Raw genomic sequence first — 18203 nt, 5'->3', positions numbered from 1 at the left:
ATGGCGATCACCTTCCCGCTTTCGAGCGATTTCCTGCACGACTTTCCCGGCTGGACGCTCGACTTCGACCTCATGTGGCGCCAAGAGCAGAGCCGTTCGGCTGGTGGTCAGACTATTGTCAAAGACCTCGGCGCGCCATTGTGGAAGATGACGGCTCAATCCAAGCCGCTGCAGCGCCCCGTTCTTGACTACTGGAAAGCACGTTTCAATGTGCTCGAGAACGGTCTCAATCAGTTCTTTGCCTTCCCAAAAAGCCGCTGCTACCCGATCGGATATCCAGGCGGCGCAGGCATGGGCGATGTTACCGGCGCACAGATCGATACCATCGCGACGACCCGCAAGGCGATCCGCGTTAAGAACCTTCCGGCCGGATACACCGGAAAGGTTGGTGATTACATTCAGATCGGCCCGAACAGCCTGCATCAGGTGGCCGAGGATTTCACGGCGAGCGGTGCCGGTCTGTCGCCATTGTTCGAAATTCGCCCGCATTTGTGGCCGGCGGCAGCCGTCAATGATGCCGTGAAGGTCACGCGTCCCTGCTGCCTCATGACGCTCATTCCTGGCACACTGACGAGCACTGCGGAGTTGAACGGGTTCGGCTCGATCACCTTTCAGGCTATGGAGAGCCGCTGATGCGTAATATCTCGGCTGGCAACCTGGCGCTGTTGCAGGCAAGGCGTCTCGTCGCACGTGACTTCCTCTGGCTTAAAGCGCGGGCGCTCGTTACCGGCGCACCTTTCAATTATGGCTTTTGGTCCGATGTCGGCGATGTTCAGGCGCAGGTGGTCAATCCCGACACCGGACTTGCCAACACGCGCAATTTTGAGGGCTCGGGCTCGCTTATCCAGATCAGCGACATTCCCGAGAGGACGACGATCGCGGTGCGCAATGTCACTGTCTCGATGTCGCAACTTGATCCCGGCGTCGAGAACATCGTGCGCGGCTATGATCTGAAACAGGCCGGCGTCGAGATTTACCGGGGGCTGTTCGATGTGGATTCGCGGCAGTTGCTCGTCCCGGCGTTCTGCCGGTTTGTCGGGTTCGTCGATCTCGTCGAGGTCAACACGCCGAAGGAAAACGAGGCTGGCAGCATCGTCCTCACTTGCGCCAGCCATACGCAGGAAATGACCCGCGGCAATCCCGACACGCGATCGAACGATAGCCAGAAGAAGCGCAATGCGACCGATAACTTCTATCAGGACGTGACGACCGTCGGCGAGACCGAGTACTGGTGGGGCCAAAAACAGGGGAAGATCACAACGACGGGATCATCCCGCCTTGCCAGCGCTGTCGTTTTGAGGGGCCCATGATACGCCGCGCCACGATGGCGGATAAGTTCAGGGTTCTCCTGCTCGCCAAGAATTTTCATGAGGCGTCGGGCCTGCCGATCCCGTTCAACCCGCCCTATGCCTCGATCCTTTTCGATCAGTTTCTCACTGCTCCGGAAAAGATTTGCATCGTCTTGGACCGAGACGGCGTGCAGGGCGTGCTCGCTGCTCAAGTGGGTTTCTTGCCGATCGCGCCGGTTCGGGCGGCCACCGAGGTCATTTGGTGGATCGAGCCGGAATATCGGGGCAGGGACGCGCTGCACATGCTGGCGGCCTATGAGGCTTGGGCCGAGGAGCAGGGCTGTTCCTTCGTCAACATGGTGGGGCTGGGTTCCGATCCGCTGCCAGCAAAGTTCTATGAGCGCCGCGGTTACATCGCCGCCGAGCGCCATTTCATGAAACCGATCGCGTCTTAGGGCAAATCAATGGCTGTATTTACAGGCTTGGCGACCGCCATTGGCGGCCTGCTGGGCGGCACATTTCTGTCTGGTGGTCTTGGTGCCATCCTGCTCAAGGCAGCCGTTGGCATCGGCCTCAATCTCATTGCCAAGGCCATCGCCGGCAAGCCCGAAAAGCCTCAGTTCAGCATCAACGGCCAGTTGCAGTCAGGCGGCGACGTTGCCCGCTCGATCATTCTCGGCCACACGGTCACGGCCGGTTCGCTCGTCTATGCCAACACATGGGGCGATGGCGGCAAGACGCCGAACGAGTATTTCACGCAGGTCATTGCCATTTCGGATATTCCGATCAACGGCATCATCCAACTGTGGGTGAATGGCGAGCCCGTTACGATCTCGGGCACACTCGATCCTGACGACAAGGGTTTCCAGATACCCGAATATCGTAAGGGCAGCGATAACCATCTGTGGATACGCTTCCACGACGGCACGCAGAGCGCGGCCGATAGCCTGCTTGTCAATCGGGTCTCGTCCTCGTCGCATCCGTGGCAATCGAGCCGCATTGGCTATGGCGTTGCTTATGCGGTGGTTACGGCCGAGGTGGATCCGGAGTTCTTCACCGGCTTCCCTCAGTTCAAGTTCGAAGTGCAGGGCGCGCGTCTCTACGATCCTTCGCGGGATAGTTCGGTGGGCGGTGCCGGGGCGCAGCGCTGGGATAATCCGGCGACATGGGGCGGTGACGGCGACGATCTGCCGGCGGTGCAGATTTACAACCTCTTGCGCGGCTTCAACTACGGATCGCAATGGTTCTATGGCCTGCAGGGTGTCAGCGCTGCTCGCCTGCCGCCGGCGGACTGGATCGCCCAGATCAACAAATGCCGGGCATTGATTGCCGGTCCTGTCGGGCCCGAGCCGCAATACTACACCGGCGGGGAAATCCACGTCGGCGCGCAGATCGCCGATGCGATCGAGGCATTGCTTACCGGCTGCCAGGGCAAGCTTTCCGAAATCGGCGGCGTTTACAAAATCCACGTCGGCGAGCCCGATGCGGCGGTCTTTGCCTTTACGGACTCGGACATTCTATCGACCGAGGAGCAGGACTTTACGCCATTCTTTGGCCTTGCCGACACGATCAACGGCGTAAACGCGACCTATCCCGAGCCGGCCGAGGGATGGAACACCAAGACGGCGCCGGCAATCCACAACGCCGCATTCGAAGCGCTCGACGGCAATCGCCGGCTGATGGCCGATATCCAACTCGATATGGTCTATCGCTCGTCGCAGGTGCAGCGCTTGATGAAATCGGCATTGGCCGAGGCGCGGCGGGCGCGGCGCCACACGCTGGTACTCGGCCCTGCAGCCTGGGTGCTCGAGCCCGGCGATGTGATCATCTGGAATTCCGAGCGCAACGGCTACGTCGACAAGCTGTTTCGCGTCGATGGTGTGTCCGATCGCGCCAACCTTGATGTGATGCTTGATATCACCGAGGTCGACCCGTCCGACTACGATTGGGATCAGGAGCACGATTACACGCCGCCGGTCTTTGGCCCGGTTGGCCCGGTTCGGCCGCAACCGCAGCCGATCGTCGATTGGGCGGCGGAGCCAGCCGTCATCCTCGACAACAACGGCTCGCCGCGCAGGCCCGCAATCCTGTTGTCGTGGGACGGAGACCAGGCCGACGTGATCGGCGTCGAGTTCGAGGTGCGCAACGCCGCGACCCTTGAGACTCAGTACCAAAGCAGAATGGATCAGCCGAGCGTGGGGTTCATCAAGATCAGTCACGGCTTGCTGCCCAACAATATCTATGGCGTTCGCGGGCGGTATATTCCTGGAACGCCTAGGACAACGCTTTGGTCAGGCTGGCTCAACGTCACAACGCCAAACATCCTGCTGGGAGCCGACGACATCTACCTGCCGGGCATGGTGGATGAGGTATTGCAGAATTTGCAACAGCATTTGGAGTGGATCGCCGAGAGCACCAACTATGCCCGCGACGAGCTTGACCGCCTCAACCTGCTGGCGGCCCAAACCGGCGCTCGATCGGCCAGCGAAAGCAAAGAACTTCGCGAATCGATCGGGAATGTCACCGCTTCATATAAAAAAGATGTCCTTGTTGTAGTCACGGCGACGAAAGCAGCGGTAATCCGCGTCGAAGACCTCGAGGCGGTGATCAACGATCCGGTGACCGGCCTTGCGGCGACGGCCAGCGCCGTTGATGCCGTGGCAACAACAGTCAACGATCCGGGCACCGGGGTGGTCGCGACAGCCAATCGGGTCATCGCCCTGACGGCAACCGTCGGGAATTTCTCTGCGTCTGGCTTATTCCGGTCGACGGTCGAGGCAACTCAAGCGGGCGCACTTGCCACAATTGGCCTGAGCGTTGCGGCAACGGGGCCGGGAGCAACCTCGCAAGCCGCCTTGTTCCTCAGTGCTTTGACCGGCGGTCTCAGCGAAATCGGCATGGTTGCCGATCGCATCTACATGGTGAATGGAGCCAACAAGCGGCGGCCGTTCGTGTTTACGGGAGGTGTGCTCTACCTTGATGATGTGCGGGCCACGTCGCTATCCGCACTTTCAGCAACGCTCGGCGCCGTCGACATCAGCTCGGCCATCATCGGCTCGCTCATCGTCGGCACCTCGAACCTCGGCATTGATTCCGTCACGTCGACGGGCTCTGCCGGGCCTGCTGCGCCTCCCTTCAGCCTGACGGCCGACATGCCGAGCCCCAACAGGTCGCTGCTCCAGTTCAAATACAGCGTGAGCGTGAGCAATCCCGGCTCGTCAGGGGTGACACGGTCGGCGACATTCTCCGTTGTCAACAACACCACTGGAGCGACGGTCTACTCCAAAAGCTTCAGCGTCAATTCGGGCAATTCGCTCAACATCGATGAGACCGAATTCTTCTTCGGCCAGAACGCGGCTGGCGTGAACTCATTCACTGCCACGTTCCAACTCTCTGGGTCAATGAACACGACAGGTCTCACCGGATCGCTGATCGCGCTCTGGTGGAAGCGTTAATCCTTAAGGGAAATCCAATGTCCGAACGTATTCAGATCGCGCCCATGGCTGCGCTCAATGAACAGTTGGCGCTTGTCGAGTTTTACAAGAACCGAACGCTCGTGCTTGCCAACCAGGTGCACGAGCTGACGGCTGCTCTTGAACAGGCGCAGGCCACGATCCAGCAGTCGCGGCCAGCGGAAGCCGCCGATGTTGATGGTCTCACGCCCGGAAAGGCGCACTAATGGCTATTCGCCCCGACTATACGGCCGGCACCGTCTCGATCGCGGCCAACGGCACCGTTCTTACTGGTGTCGGTACCATTTGGGCCGCTGCCGGCATCAAGCCAGGCGCGACCTTCAAGACCAAGAACCTCGACGCGATCATTGCGTCGGTCGACAGCAACACGCAGATCACGCTGACGGAGCCATGGACGGGCGGCGCGCTCTCCGGGGCAACCTATGCCATCCGCTATCAGCCCGACGGCTCCAGCCTGACGGCCAAGGTACAAGAGCTGATCGAAATGCTTGGCAACGGCAACCTGCAGGCGTTCGCTGCACTGGGCGGCGCGTTCGATATGATCCCGATTTTCACCGGACCGGGCGCGCTGACCCTCATTGCCAAGAATGATCTGATCGAGGGCGTACAAACCGACGCCAAGGTTGCCAACATGGCGGGCAGGGCGGCTTACGATGCCTCGCCCACCGGCTTCTCGGTGCTGGTCAACGATGTCGGCGACGGACGCGCTGCAATCTTTTTCAAGCTCACATCGGCGTCCGGCGATTGGTCGACGCCGGCCTACCTCACAGGTCCGAATGGCACCTTTCAATCCAAGGGCACCTATAGCGGGGCGACAACCTACCAGATCGGTGATGTCGTCCTGCAGAACGGCTCGTCTTGGATTGCGCGGGTTATCACAACCGGGAACCCGCCGCCGACATTGCCGACAACGTCCAACACGCAATGGTTCCTGCTGGCTGCGGCCGGCAATGGGTTTGTGTTCAAGGGCGACTACGCTGGCGCGACGGGTTACCTTAAAGATGATGTCGTTACCAACCAAGGTTCGTCCTGGATCGCCCTTCAGATGACAACCGGCAATGCGCCTCCGATCCTTCCGACGACCAGCAACGCTTACTGGAAAGCGTTGGCGGTACGTGCAAGCGGTGACGTCAGCGGGCCGGCTTCAAGCGTTGATGGTGAAATTGCAGTCTTCAACTCAACAACCGGAAAAATTATCAAATCTCTGGGTATAAAGCTTTCCAGTTTCACACCGGCAAACGCGTTCCTAAATGGCGATTTTCTCGTTTATCAACGGGGCGCTGTATGGGTTAACGTGGGTGGCGGGACATTTGTCGCTGATCGTTGGATTCTATCTAAAGACGGGAGCGGACAAATAACGGCGGCGGCCGGTGGCTTTACATTGGGACAGACCGCCGTTCCGGGCGATCCCGTTTTATTCCTGCGAATGAACCAAACTGTTGCCGGATCAGGTCAGACTTTCGCTACTTTGGCCCAACAAATAGAATATGTGCAGACACTTGCGGGTAAGCTTTGCACACTCACGTTATATGTTCGCAATAATGCCGGTACAAATGAAACTCTACCGGAAATATTGCTTCTTCAGGAATTCGGTACAGGTGGGAGCCCTTCGGCATCCACTGTGATATCGGTTGCGACCAATATTGTTATCCCGGCCGGAGGTGCTTGGCAGAAACTTCAATACGTTTTCACGATACCAAGTGTGGCAGGTAAAGTTCTTGGCTCGAACGGTGATGACCGCCTGACATTCAGCATTCGACTGCCACTTAACAAGACGTACAATCTTGATTTTGCCCACGCGTCGCTTAGTGACGGTGATTGGTCACAACACCCCGATCCGTTCAAACCTGTGACGTATCATGACGATCTGTTGAAATGTCAGCGGTTTTTCGAATTGCTCAATGGTCCCGGCACCGGAGCGGGTGCCGGATTCGACAACATTCTTGTCGGACGTTTCGATTCAGCCGGGCAGTTGTGGCATGTCTGGGATTATAAGGTGGTAAAGCGCCGTATCCCGGCGATAGTAACCACTCAATCCGGTACGTCTTCAGCGGCCGCTTATCAAATAACCACCTCACGTACTCAATTTCTGCAATTTACTACCCAGACATCATACGGCTTCCTTCAAGCATCAGCGACGGCGGAGTTTTAAACTATGGAAATTCTATCGGCGAAATACCTACCTGATGGAACAATTGCCGCTATTCTGCCTGACAATACCGTTCTAACGATTGCCGATGTAGTTGTTGATCAGAAATTGCGCGATCCTGAAACCGATGAACTGACCGGTGAAATTGTTAGAGTTGGTGGCACGCCGGAACGTCAAAAGCTGTTGGAATGGCAAGCTGAAGGGAACACAATCGAACCGTGGATAGCGTTCGAACCGGTGCCCGGCACGATCAGCGACCGTCAGTTTTTCCAGCAGCTCGCCGTGGGCGGACTGATCACGGAAAGCGAAGCACTTGCGGCGGTGCAGACCGGAACCTTACCCGCCGCGATTGTGGCATTCATTGACCAGTTGCCCGACGAACAGCAATTCCCTGCTCGCATGTTGCTCACGGGTGCCACGTCCTTCGAGCGCGCACATCCTCTAACCGATGCGTTCGGATCGATGTACGGAATGGACCGGGAACAGATCGACCAACTATGGGGGGACGCCGCGCAGCTGTAAGGGATCGCGGCGATAGCGGACTGACTATGACGCAGACCAAGTCGATGCGTTCTTTTACGGCGGCGGCGGGGCTGTGAGAAACCGGTTAAGGGGCGTCAATGTCATGGGAGGGAGGACGGCGACCCTGCGTGGCGATGAATACCATGTGGTTGCGGTCGTCCGCGATTTTGGTCGTCGTAAGTTCCTGCTCTACGGCTTTGGCAGCGATGAAAAGATCATCGCGTAAACCTTGGTCAAAAAGCTTCATCACGGTTCGCGCGAGACGGTTCGCATGTTCATGGGTGAGGTAGCAGCGACCAAGCATCTGCGACGCCTTGGCGTGTGCGCGTTGCATCAGATCCCAATCTTCCGGTGAATAGTTATGCTGGCTGAGTATGTTAAGCATGGTGCCTCTCCCATAGGTTTAGGGCGGGAGCGCGTTCCATCTCTCAAGCGCCAGCGGCCAAAGATGCCTGGCGACGACGTTAGTCTACTACTGGACAGAGAACTTAGCAAATTGGGGCCCAGGAGCTAGTCGAAATCCAACGCAAATAGGTCATGCCATTCACTGACACATGCTGCCCTTTATGGTGCGGGAAGACGACGTGTGTTGGCCCAACCTGCAGAATACGCGATACATGGGCAGGTTGGGCCGGCTGACGTTGGCCTATCAACCAATGGAAGCGTGCGCTGCCATAGTTAAAATATGGTGAAAGTTGTCTGCGTTTCCAATGGTCGACTGAGCTGATAATGCGGCTCGGTGGGCTGTACTTGAGAGGCGTAACGGCTTCTACAGCGACATTTCATGTTCCTTGGCGCGCAACAAGGCATCGATCGCTGCCTGGATTTCCACCAGATTCTTAAGAGGCCCAGGGTTAGCGCCGTTTTGTCCTATCTGGACTACCTCGAGTCTCCGGGAACCGATGAGTTCGCTTATCGCCTCATCGATCTCTTTGATGTGTTGCGCTGCCATGATGCTCAGTGTGCCTTTCGAAGATGCGAGAAGGCCCCACCTGATCGTCTGAGTATATTCGATAGTTTTGTCCAGTCGCGTGAAGGTCTCGGCTCAATTGCATGGGCGGCCAAGAGTTCCTCTGGCGATGCGAAGTTGTCTTTTCTGGTGTCACTGGTACTGCCGCGTAAGCGGGTCACTACGTTCTGCAAACGCTTCATGATGCTCTCCTGAAAAAGGTTAAAGTATTTCGAAATACGCCTCGAAAAGGCATTCTGGCGAATGCGAGACGTCAGCAATGTTTTGGATAGCGACTAGTTAATACGAAATTGAGGTTTAACTAAGTTTGTTTATTCCACAGGGCTCATCCTGGGAAGCCAGCTGTGCATGCCGTGAGGCTCGACGTTGACGGGGTACAGCGCTTCTCGCCGAGCCTCGGGCCAGAGGTTGGGCTCTCCGACTTGGCCCAACGCCACCACCCTTCACAAGTTCCAGCTCTAAATCGAACTGCCTAGTTGCCTTTGGCGGGCATCCTTTGACAACCGTCCATGACGCTTTTCTCCCCAAGGGCGACCGGTTGATGTAAAGTCCGAGGTAACCCAGAGGAGGACGGTGAGATGCCCATACAAGGGCCACCAAGTTGTGAGGAATATGCCGATCGAACCATTGATTGTCAAAAGGCTCTGGAGCCGCGGTTTCGCGAGGTGCTGGAGCAAAAAGCCGAGCTCTTGGACATTTTGGAGGAAGCGACATCGGCAGGGTGGAGCCGTGAAGAGTCGCTGTTTGCCTTGAATGAACTGTTGGCTGCCCAGACGAAAGCGGACGGTGCGCTGGAGGCTGAGGAAGAAGATGCCCCCAAGAAAAACAGCCATTAGCCCGAGTGATTGGGCGTGAGGCTCAGCAGGGGTATTAGGCTTGGGTTGCCGAGCCTCACTTATCAGTGGGTTAGACCGACCCTTTAAGTATGGTCTCTTCCACGGCGGAATCAATTCAGCGATTCGGTTAACTCCTAGGCATATCGTAGGATTAGAACTGCCTGTCCAACGCGCCGGCCGGCGCGAAGGTGGAGTTCGATGAACTCGAGGCGCTGCAGCAGGCTTGTAAGTCGCTGATTTGGCACGCCTGCGAACTAACCACTCGCCTCGTACTGCTGCGCGAATTGCGCCGCTGAGTTCACCATAAGGAAATCATCTATGGAACTGACAGCAGAAATGCTGCGTCGGATCGCGAAGGCGACCCCGAACGCGACGAATGCCGCCTCATTAGTGGAGGCCGTGAACGAATACGGTGCGAAGATTGGTCTGGACCAGCCGCACCGGCTTGCGCAGTTCGTTCCGCAGACAATGCACGAATCCGGCGGGTTGAAGTACAACAAGGAAATCTGGGGGCCGACGGCGGCGCAGAAGCGCTACGAGGGCCGGAAAGACCTCGGCAACACCCAGAAGGGCGATGGCTCGAAATACCGCGGCTATGGGCTTCTTCAGGTTACCGGCCGGGCGAACGTTACCGCCTTCTATAAGTGGTGTGTCGCAAAGGGCATGAACCCGCCAAACTTCATCGAAAAGCCCGAGTTGATTGCGACCGCGCCTTGGTCGGCGGTCTCGGCACTCTGGTATTGGGATACCCGCAATCTCAATAAACTGGCGGACCGCGGCGACAACGAGAACATTACGCGATCGATCAATGGTGGCTTGAACGGCTATGATGATCGATTGAGCTACTACGATCGCACCGCGCTCGTCTTCCTCGGCTACGCCGTCAATGAACTCACCAAGTTTCAAAAGGATCATGGGTTGGCCGCAGATGGTCTGTCCGGACCGCTGACGCGCGCGGAGATGCACAAGGCTTTGGTGGCGCTGACGGACAAGCCGTCGCTTGCCAAGACCGTCCAGGCGGCTCCGGTGGTCGAGGAAAAGAAGGTGCCGGTCAAGCTCGGCAATCCCGACAAGCCTTGGTATCAGTCGAAGAGCCTCGCCGCGCTCGGCGTCACCGGAACCACGGTTACGACCGCCGTTGCCAGCGTCGGCACGATACCTTGGCAGAACCTCATTGTGCTTGTTGTGGCTGCCTTCGTTGCACTCGGCGCCTTCATGATCTGGTCGCGCATTCAGGACCGTAAGAAGCAGGCGGAGAAGGCCGAGGCCCTCAAGTCATGATCGCGCTGATCGGACATATTCCCAATTGGGCCAAGCTGGCGGCCGGCGTGGCTTTGGGCGCAATTGTCCTCGGGTCAGCGGTCTATCTCGCCGGCAAGCGCGACGGCACTCAGCAAGCCGCTGTGCAGCAACTGCAATCCGACATCAAGGCAGAGCGCGAAAGGATAGCGAGCGATGCAAAAGTACAGTCTCTCAGTGATTATGATTTCTGCATTCAGTCTCTTCGCTCTCGCCGGATGCCAGTCGATGCCTGCGAGCAGTTGCGCGGGGTTCCGGAAAGCAAACCTTAATCCAGCCGCAACCGTCGCCCTGATCCAACTCGATCGGTCAGGCGCAGAACGGGTTGAGGGCAATGATGAGAACGGCAAACGCCGCGGGTGTTGGAAATAGCATCGCATGGCATGCAAGGCGGGCAGGAAACCTAATGGTGGATGATATGACCAACAGCAACGACACAGTGGCACGGCAGTATCTGGACGCCGCACATGCTCAGTTGGGTGAACGGGTAACCAACCTCGGGCGCCGGCAGACCGATCTCGAGTCGGAAATGCGCTCGGGCTTCAAACAGATGGAGACGGCACTCAGCGGCCTTGCCAACGAGACGCGGAACTCCATCTCAGCATTGTCGACGACGATCGCCGAACGAAACAAGCCGCAATGGCAGGCGCTGGGTGTGGCGCTGACGTTCTGCACTCTGCTGGGTGGTTTGGCATATTGGCCAATCAACACCGCCACCACCGACTTGAAGAGCGCTATGTCGGCGCTTTCCGAGAATATGGTCACGCGTCAGGAAATGGACTGGCGCCAGGCGCGAGGGCAGGAGGACCGTGCTCGCATGGAAGGCTCGGTCAAAGCCCTGCAGGACGGACAGGTGCCCCGCAAGGAGCATGAGCGGGTCTGGGCGTCCTATGACACTCAGCTCGCCAGCGAACGGGATTCGCGATTGGCATCCACCCAGAACCTGCAACGCCAAATTGATGAGATAAAGCAAACGCAGTCAGGCTTCTTCGGCCAGCGCGACCTCAACATGCAATTGCTCGATCGCATGGAGCGCATAGAGCGTGAGCGAGCCCGATCCGCGGCGCAATAATCACCCTGCCGGTCAGCCTGAGAAATTCTTGCGCCCTACTGTCCTTCGGGATGGTGGGGCGCTTTTGCCGTTTCTTCCTCTCGAATGCTTTTGGCTTCCTCGATCGCTTCATTGATCAAATAGGCCAGCAAACCGAAGCATTCCTTGCCCGCTTTGACATGGACTGCAACAAGGTCATCATAAATGTCTTCAATGACAGGGCGGTTGCTTCCATCCATGTCCGGTGTCCCTTGGTCACAAGGTGCGCTGAAGGACCCCAATTGTCGAATACGCAACACAAACGTGCGGTCGGGTCCCGCTGAGCATTGAGGTCTTCTAAGCCTTCTTTACTGGTGGAATTATCCAGGAGCCGTTTAGAATGGATGGTGGATTGTCGTCAGGCCAATAAATCCGCATCATGAGAATGAATTTGTCCTTCGGCGCCGGCAGCCAGTTGCTTTCCTTCTCGGCGCCTGGAGATTCGTTCTGAATATAGATGTCCGTCGACCCATCCGCGTTCGTTTTCAAGTCTTCTCTCGCACTAATCGAATACCGATTGATGGGATTTTCAACAAAGAAATATTGGTCGTTATACATCGTAATTGACCAAAATCCGCGGGCGGGCGGCAGCTGTCCCTTCGGAAAGGTCAGGACATATTTGTTCGATCCATGATAGGCGCGACCAAGCAATCCTTCCTTTGCTTTCAGTGAGGTCGGATACACAGCGTCCTGCGGACGGTTGGCCCCGAGGCCAATGGCGGTGATGAGCGCTCGCTGAAGATAGTTTGTTCCATAAACTCCGGTCTTCGTCGTATAACCCCAGCCATTGACGTCACTGACGTCCCCATCGCTAAATTTGAAATGCAGCATGATGCGATGGAATGCGAAATCTGGGATGCGCTTGATAAATGCTGCGTCGAGCTTGCTCTTGTCGAACTCTTTGCCTGGGACGATCCCGATCTGTGCGAATTTCTCGATTGCCTCAGCATCCGCGGCTGTCGGCGGATTGTTCTTCATCAATTCGCACAGCAGCGTGAAATATTCGATGGCATCCATCCGGTTCACTTGCTCGCGGACGGCCGTCTTCATGTCGATAGTCGGATCGACTTTGCCGGGGGGAGGTGTCCAGTCCTTGCCATAGGCACTGAGGGGCACCAACGTGCATTCGTCCTGCAGCTGATGAACAGCCTTGTAGTCCTCCGGCGTGCCATCGCAATAGATGCGGCCGAGGATCCACACGATGCTTGTTGGGGACTTATATTCGGTTACTCCTTTAGGTAGCTCGCCCTCCCAGCTAGGCCCGGTGATGGCATAGGACTGTGCACCACCACCCGTGGTCCGTTTGCCGGGAACCTGGAAGACCGTTGTCCAGCCATCGAGCATCGGGAACAGGTAATAGCGATCCTTCATGTCCGGAATTGATAGTACCCAGGGCTCCTTTGCCACATCCACAAAGGCAGTCGTATAGAGCGTGTCGGCATTCGGCGCCGTAACATCCTTAAAAGATGCGTTCGGGTATTCGCGCAGCTTGATGATATGGCCCATCGGGCCTTTGGTGCCTTCGGCTTTCTGGACATTGGTAATAACGCGGCGAGTCATCTCGGTCGTCACGAGCGGATAGCCAAAGATGTAAGCCTCGACCGCGGTCCAGAATTCGTCTGAGGCCTCGATTGGGTCAATGAGCGGCGCTTCCAAAGCATTGGCAGGCAAAGTCGAAGCGCTTGCGAGTAAGCCAAGCCCCCCCAATGAAACGGCACGACGTGTAAGTTCCATAGTCCCCTCCCGTTTAGAAACGTTGAGACTTTAATTTATGGCCGCAATGAGGGGTTGTAAGTACGTAACAGTTACAATTCAGGGGTGAAACGTTACCCGTTGCAAGGACAATGGACGTGGCGAACATCAGAGCGGGATCGTCGCTATCGTAGCGCTGTAGTTTTCCGCTTCTCCCACTTCGGATCGGGCTTGCCCGTATAGGCGGTCCGTAGCGGTTCGGCTTCCATATAGATGCCGGCTTCTCTCGCTGCCTCGATAAAGGCCACACGCGCCACGGCAGCCGAGCAATTGCCTTCAAGGCACTTCAGTAAAATCTCTCGGGCCATGAGATGCTTCGGGCCCGCCTGATCTGGCCACTCCTCGAGCACGAACCTTGCAGCGTCGTACGCCGACGTCACGCTGACGAGCTGGCCCGGCTGCCGCCCGAACACCTGCACTCGCTGGAATGTCTTGTAATCCTCGTAAACCATGGACGGGAATATAGGGCCGGTGTTTCGGGATTCCGAATCAATCAATTTATTTATTGAGGGAACAGTCGCCGATCTCGTTGCTTCCTGATGTGCAGGCAAGCAACAGGAGCGATCGACACAATGCCCATCTTTCATTTCGCCTACCATGAGGGAGATGGGCTGCCCGTTGAGGTTGTGGACATGGACTTCCTCGACGGAGAAACGGCTCTTCACGCCGCCGCCCAAGCCGCGCGCGACAATATCCATGAGGCTGTCGGGAGGAACATCGATCCTTCCAAGTTCCTGGTCCATGTGTATGACGATACGAACCGGCTTATCGGGACGATGCGTATTTCCGACGTTATGAAATAACCTGGTGGGTGATAGTCGCCCACGTTTCCCAAAGGGCTATTCTCGTCCAGAGCCGTTGAACATTAACAATTGCCCGCTAGGGAACGATGGCGAGGCGAGATGGTCAGGGGGCGGCCGTCAACCCGCATTTCGGGATTCCAAATCAATAGAATTTCTCAGTTACCGCAAATACCAGCCGATCGCCATGATGATCACAATGCCCAAGACGAACCCCACCCCTAACATCACGTAGGGCGGTTCGTGCGGGGGCGGGTAATCGCCATGCTCATTCAAATCGTTTGGCATAGTGCGTTCCCACCGTCGATTGCCATAGGGAACAAGCGGCCAGTAGCGACGTTTGCGGTTTATGGACGACGTCCCATTCCAATCACTGGTCCTCCGGCCTGCTCGACGCGGCAAACCTAGACATGTTAGCTCCGTCGGCCAAGCACTTGCGTTCCTAAAAAACGATTGGACTCACAAGCAAGGTCCTGCCTGCCTACGCGCTAAACTGACTTGCACCGGAGCCTTGGAAGGACACTTCAGTCCGGTGGAGGCCCGAGCTGCCTTTCTCGATGCGCTATTGGACGCTGGCATCCGCGTCGAAGAAGGTAACACCACTTTTATGGAAACGCTCACCAATACGCTGCGGGCTGTGCGAGAATAAGGCAAATTCGCTCAGCCTGTGGAACCCGACCCGTCGATTTACGCAACACAGCGACGGGCGGGTTCCGCTGAGCATTGGGACGCGTCTGCGGTTCTAACGCGCGCTTACATGGTTAAGGAAATGAAAACGGGCTCGGAAAAGACGGGGGGCGCAAATCCGAGCCCGTTGCTGGTGGATGGCAAGGGGTGGTTGGACATCAAGCCGATGCTGTTATCCCCAGCTTCTCTCAGAATGCAAATTTGGCGGAATTTGTTCCATGAGGTCCAGAGTAAACATGCCGTCCTTATAAAGGGCCAAGGAACGCCTTTGACCGCACTGCGTTGAACTAGATGGACAATAGACAAATCCGATGACCGTTCATTCACCCAAAGTTCCGCTCGACGACCCCGAGCGGGCTCTCGCCCGGGACGAAGCAATGGAGGCTCGCTTTGTTGATTTGGTCGAGTCGAATGGGGAACTAATGTTGCTCTATCATGAGTCGATCACGGCCGGCTGGGAGCAGGACGAGGTGACACTCGGCATTACCAATCTATTGGCGGGGCGGTCAACAATTGAGCTCAAGCGGATCGAAGATAACGAAGCCACAAACGCGTAAGCAGTTGCGGTACTGCAACAGTTGATGCCGAAACGACAGCGGACAACGGCCTAGCTTACAACTCCGTGATCCGTTCGCGACTGCCCGCAAGCGTCGGAAGTTCATTGGCCCATGGGACAAGCATCAGCGCTTTATTGCGGTTGTCTGCCTGTCCGGCTCGAGCGCGTTCCGTTTCGGCAGCGATTGCGGCGATGATGACGGGGTCGCGATGACCCAGATCAAACAGGCGGAGTGCAGGTCCAACTCTTGGGTAGTTCGCACCAATCGTTTCGGACCTGGCGAATTGGTTCTAGGGTAAGCCATTCCGCTGCAGATGTTGAGAAACGTCGGTCAGCTCATGGTCATGCAGCCAACTTTTCGGCCCTTAGCTTGAGCACGACAATCACACCCTGATCTGACCAGTCGTATGTAATCGAGCCACCCAGCGAGCCTGATACGCTTCGATTGACCAGTTTACTCCCATAACCCCCGGCCTCGTTTGGGGCTTTGACCTTTGGCCCGCCTCGTTCGGTCCAAACAAGCGTTACGTGCTCGTCGTCCGTAGAACCTGAGACGTCGAGGGTTCCGTCATCTGCGGAGAGTGCGCCATATTTTAATGAATTCGTCGCAAGCTCATGGATGACCAGCGCTATTGCGGTCGCCGAACCCTCGCCAACCCCCATACGCGGCACTGCTACACGAATGCGACCGCTGAACGCTCCCGTGTCTTCATACGGCGAAAGTAACACCGACAATAGATCGCCTAGAAGTGCAGTGTGTCCTTGATGTCCGGGGAGTGGGCGCACAAGGTCATGCGCTCGTCCAAGCGCTGTCAGTCGCGCTATCAGCTCTTTGGCCATTTCCGCTGCCGTAGTCGTGGACCTGGAAGTGATTTGAGTTAGACCGCTGGCGATCGCCAGAAGGTTTTTTACACGATGGCTCATTTCTCCCGCCATTAGCTCATGCCCTTCTTCAGCTTGCTTACGGCCGGTAACGTCCAGGAAAATACCAAACATATGGTGCTTGTGCAGGCCAGAGTCGCCGCCTAGGCCACGCGCTGAAATCCATCGAATTTCGTCCCCCACCAAAATCCGGAAGTCGGTCTCATAGGCCCCTATAATACCCCGCGTTGCAGTGAATGCGGCGCGCACCCTGTCTCTATCGGCGGGATGAATATGGGCTGATAAGGCTTCAAACGAAACCTCATCGCTCGGGGCGAGGCCCCATAGTTCGAAGGCTCGTTCATCCATCGCGAACTGGTCGTTATCGACGTTCCACGACCATAGGGCCACACCAGCTGCCTCAATAGCACGGCGCAGATTTTGGATGTTCCAGAGAGGAGACGCCGACTCGCTAGGTGCCATGATTGAGAACTCTTTGGACAGATGGGAATCGTTGACTATCAACCATCCACCGAAGCGAAGTGTTCCACGTCGACAGCAGGCCACATCGCCCACTAGTTGTTCTGATAGGGAGACTTTAGTCAAGCTTGGAAAATGACCACCCTGGAACGAAACCTATGACTGCCGGTTATTCTTCATATTAGAAGGAAACGCCATGTCAGACGCCCCATCAAAGCAAGCGAAATCAAATCCTATCAAAGCTGCCCTGAACGAGGATTATGAAGTCGAATACTTCATGAACCGCTACAACCTGTCCAAACCACGCGTGCTCAAGTTGATTACAAAGCACGGTGGTGACAGGAAGAAAATAGAAAATGAAATGGGTCGGTAGCCTTACCTGCGAGACTTTAAAGGCGCCTGCCGATCTGTATGGACCCAACGAACGGATGGTGATTGCCTGTAGCACTGAATCATGCGCGAGTCCTAACGACGCAACGAAAGCCGACATGGTTCGTGGTCGTGTCGATTTCTTGCGCATGGCGCGCCGCCGGACGGTAGCGCCGGCAATAGTTGAGTGCACAGAGGTGAGACCCCCCCTTCAGCACCCGGCGCGGAATCGCGAGATCAGCCTGGGCGGGATCGATGCTGGCTTCGATATCAGTGTTGCGTGGATTTAAAGGAATACAGCACGCCTTCGCCGCAGCCTGTGGGTGTTGGGTGGTCCAGAAATCCGTCGTCCATTCCCACGTATTGCCGATCATGTCGTAAAGGCCGAAGCCGTTGGGTGGAAAGGACCTGATCGGTGAGGTGCGCTCGTAACCGTCTTCCAAGAGGTTTACGACCGGGAAACTGCCCTGCCAAATGTTAGCCATGTGCCTCCCGCCCGGCACGAGCTCGTCGCCCCACGCAAACTCCGCCTGATCGAGACCACCGCGGGCGGCTAACTCCCATTCCGCTTCCGACGGCAGTTCCTTGCCCGCCCAGGCGGCATAGGCCTCTGCATCACAGAAAGCGACGTGCACCACCGGATGGTCGAGAATGTTGCCGATGCTGCTTTTGCGGCCAAGTGGTCGCCGCCAGTTGGCTCCATAGGTGAAGACCCACCATTGTGTGATATCCACTCCGACGATCGGCTTTGTGGGCGGCGTGAAAACAAGCGAACCAGCTCTCAGGTTGCCCGGTGGCGCTCCCGGATAGTCTTTGGCGATCAAGCGCTTTTCGGCAAATGTAACGTAACCGGTTGCGTTTACGAACTCCAGGAACTGTCGGTTCGTCACCGGCGCGTCGTCCATCCAGAAGCCATCGACCTCCACGGGGTGGACTGGCGCCTCCTCCGGATAATGATCGTTCGATCCCATCATGAAGGTCCCGCCGGGGACCCATGCCATGCCGGATTTGCTCGCCTTCTTTTCGAGCTGCGTTTCGGATGAGAACATACCGCTTTCTGTCCCTTACTC

Annotated in this window: 22 protein-coding genes; 16 read left to right on the top strand and 6 right to left on the bottom strand. The window is 56.9% G+C overall.

Annotated elements, in window-relative coordinates:
- From HQ945_RS05295 to HQ945_RS05265, 7 genes are read left to right on the top strand one after another with little or no spacing between them, the layout of a single operon-like run.
- Nucleotides 1-633, top strand: a complete 633-nt coding sequence (locus tag HQ945_RS05295; protein ID WP_174207739.1) for a hypothetical protein — start codon at nt 1-3, stop codon at nt 631-633.
- Nucleotides 633-1310 carry a hypothetical protein gene (locus HQ945_RS05290; RefSeq protein WP_174207738.1) on the top strand — a complete coding sequence of 226 codons (678 nt, stop codon included), beginning with the start codon at nt 633-635 and terminating at the stop codon, nt 1308-1310. The genes HQ945_RS05295 and HQ945_RS05290 overlap by 1 nt, the downstream gene beginning before the upstream one ends.
- Complete coding sequence (locus HQ945_RS05285; protein WP_174207737.1) at nt 1307-1744, top strand: GNAT family N-acetyltransferase; 438 nt, start codon at nt 1307-1309, stop codon at nt 1742-1744. Before HQ945_RS05290 ends, HQ945_RS05285 begins: the two co-directional genes overlap by 4 nt.
- A gap of 9 nt (nt 1745-1753) precedes the next feature.
- The gene (locus HQ945_RS05280) at nt 1754-4744 is read left to right on the top strand and encodes a phage tail protein (RefSeq protein WP_174207736.1); all 2991 of its coding nucleotides are present in this window, start codon (nt 1754-1756) and stop codon (nt 4742-4744) included.
- 17 nt (nt 4745-4761) lie between these two features.
- On the top strand, nt 4762-4968 hold the full coding sequence (locus HQ945_RS05275; RefSeq protein ID WP_174207735.1) for a hypothetical protein: 207 nt from the start codon (nt 4762-4764) through the stop codon (nt 4966-4968).
- A complete protein-coding gene (locus HQ945_RS05270) occupies nt 4968-6914 on the top strand; it encodes a hypothetical protein (RefSeq protein ID WP_174207734.1) in 1947 nt (648 codons plus the stop codon). Before HQ945_RS05275 ends, HQ945_RS05270 begins: the two co-directional genes overlap by 1 nt.
- A gap of 3 nt (nt 6915-6917) precedes the next feature.
- The gene (locus tag HQ945_RS05265) at nt 6918-7433 is read left to right on the top strand and encodes a hypothetical protein (protein ID WP_174207733.1); all 516 of its coding nucleotides are present in this window, start codon (nt 6918-6920) and stop codon (nt 7431-7433) included.
- A gap of 85 nt (nt 7434-7518) precedes the next feature.
- Here the strand turns inward: HQ945_RS05265 and HQ945_RS05260 are convergent, their stop codons facing one another.
- Nucleotides 7519-7818 carry a hypothetical protein gene (locus HQ945_RS05260; protein WP_174207732.1) on the bottom strand — a complete coding sequence of 100 codons (300 nt, stop codon included), beginning with the start codon at nt 7816-7818 and terminating at the stop codon, nt 7519-7521.
- Between the two features lie 399 nt (nt 7819-8217).
- On the opposite strand from HQ945_RS05260, the gene HQ945_RS05255 reads away from it, so the two are divergent.
- The 5 genes from HQ945_RS05255 (at nt 8218) to HQ945_RS05235 (ending at nt 11610) form a co-directional block, all read left to right on the top strand.
- Entirely contained in the window at nt 8218-8598 is a 381-nt protein-coding gene (locus HQ945_RS05255; protein ID WP_174207731.1) for a hypothetical protein, read from the top strand.
- 383 nt (nt 8599-8981) lie between these two features.
- The gene (locus HQ945_RS05250) at nt 8982-9239 is read left to right on the top strand and encodes a hypothetical protein (protein ID WP_174207730.1); all 258 of its coding nucleotides are present in this window, start codon (nt 8982-8984) and stop codon (nt 9237-9239) included.
- A gap of 318 nt (nt 9240-9557) precedes the next feature.
- Nucleotides 9558-10520: a glycoside hydrolase family 19 protein gene (locus tag HQ945_RS05245; protein WP_246272533.1), complete on the top strand. Its 963-nt coding sequence runs from the start codon at nt 9558-9560 to the stop codon at nt 10518-10520.
- Entirely contained in the window at nt 10517-10810 is a 294-nt protein-coding gene (locus HQ945_RS05240; protein WP_174207729.1) for a hypothetical protein, read from the top strand. Before HQ945_RS05245 ends, HQ945_RS05240 begins: the two co-directional genes overlap by 4 nt.
- 146 nt (nt 10811-10956) lie before the next feature.
- Nucleotides 10957-11610, top strand: a complete 654-nt coding sequence (locus HQ945_RS05235) for a hypothetical protein (protein ID WP_174207728.1) — start codon at nt 10957-10959, stop codon at nt 11608-11610.
- 35 nt (nt 11611-11645) lie between these two features.
- On the opposite strand, the gene HQ945_RS05230 is transcribed toward HQ945_RS05235, so the two are convergent.
- From HQ945_RS05230 to HQ945_RS05220, 3 genes are all read right to left on the bottom strand, one after another.
- Complete coding sequence (locus tag HQ945_RS05230) at nt 11646-11828, bottom strand: hypothetical protein (protein ID WP_174207727.1); 183 nt, start codon at nt 11826-11828, stop codon at nt 11646-11648.
- A 97-nt stretch (nt 11829-11925) separates the two neighbouring features.
- Complete coding sequence (locus tag HQ945_RS05225; protein WP_174207726.1) at nt 11926-13362, bottom strand: DUF1254 domain-containing protein; 1437 nt, start codon at nt 13360-13362, stop codon at nt 11926-11928.
- A gap of 143 nt (nt 13363-13505) precedes the next feature.
- Entirely contained in the window at nt 13506-13832 is a 327-nt protein-coding gene (locus tag HQ945_RS05220) for a DUF982 domain-containing protein (RefSeq protein ID WP_174207725.1), read from the bottom strand.
- A 120-nt stretch (nt 13833-13952) separates the two neighbouring features.
- Here HQ945_RS05220 and HQ945_RS05215 point away from each other — a divergent pair, with 120 nt between their 5' ends.
- The 3 genes from HQ945_RS05215 (at nt 13953) to HQ945_RS05205 (ending at nt 15424) form a co-directional block, all read left to right on the top strand.
- Nucleotides 13953-14183 carry a DUF6894 family protein gene (locus tag HQ945_RS05215; protein ID WP_174207724.1) on the top strand — a complete coding sequence of 77 codons (231 nt, stop codon included), beginning with the start codon at nt 13953-13955 and terminating at the stop codon, nt 14181-14183.
- 346 nt (nt 14184-14529) lie between these two features.
- Nucleotides 14530-14829 (top strand): DUF982 domain-containing protein, encoded by a 300-nt coding sequence (locus HQ945_RS23180; RefSeq protein ID WP_174207723.1) that lies wholly within the window; start codon nt 14530-14532, stop codon nt 14827-14829.
- Nucleotides 14830-15178: 349 nt separating this feature from the next.
- Complete coding sequence (locus HQ945_RS05205) at nt 15179-15424, top strand: hypothetical protein (RefSeq protein ID WP_174207722.1); 246 nt, start codon at nt 15179-15181, stop codon at nt 15422-15424.
- Between the two features lie 341 nt (nt 15425-15765).
- Here the strand turns inward: HQ945_RS05205 and HQ945_RS05200 are convergent, their stop codons facing one another.
- Complete coding sequence (locus HQ945_RS05200) at nt 15766-16767, bottom strand: sensor histidine kinase (protein ID WP_174207876.1); 1002 nt, start codon at nt 16765-16767, stop codon at nt 15766-15768.
- Nucleotides 16768-16960: 193 nt separating this feature from the next.
- Between HQ945_RS05200 and HQ945_RS05195 the strand changes: the two genes are divergently transcribed.
- On the top strand, nt 16961-17137 hold the full coding sequence (locus HQ945_RS05195) for a DUF3606 domain-containing protein (RefSeq protein ID WP_174207721.1): 177 nt from the start codon (nt 16961-16963) through the stop codon (nt 17135-17137).
- Nucleotides 17138-17216: 79 nt separating this feature from the next.
- On the opposite strand, the gene HQ945_RS05190 is transcribed toward HQ945_RS05195, so the two are convergent.
- Nucleotides 17217-18182: a formylglycine-generating enzyme family protein gene (locus HQ945_RS05190; RefSeq protein WP_246272531.1), complete on the bottom strand. Its 966-nt coding sequence runs from the start codon at nt 18180-18182 to the stop codon at nt 17217-17219.
- Nucleotides 18183-18203 lie beyond the last annotated feature (21 nt).

The sequence above is a fragment of the Phyllobacterium pellucidum genome, from assembly GCF_013327855.1.
Taxonomy (GTDB): domain Bacteria; phylum Pseudomonadota; class Alphaproteobacteria; order Rhizobiales; family Rhizobiaceae; genus Phyllobacterium; species Phyllobacterium pellucidum.
The sequence above is the reverse complement of the archived record's forward strand: the minus strand, read 5'-3'. Positions and strand labels throughout refer to the sequence as shown.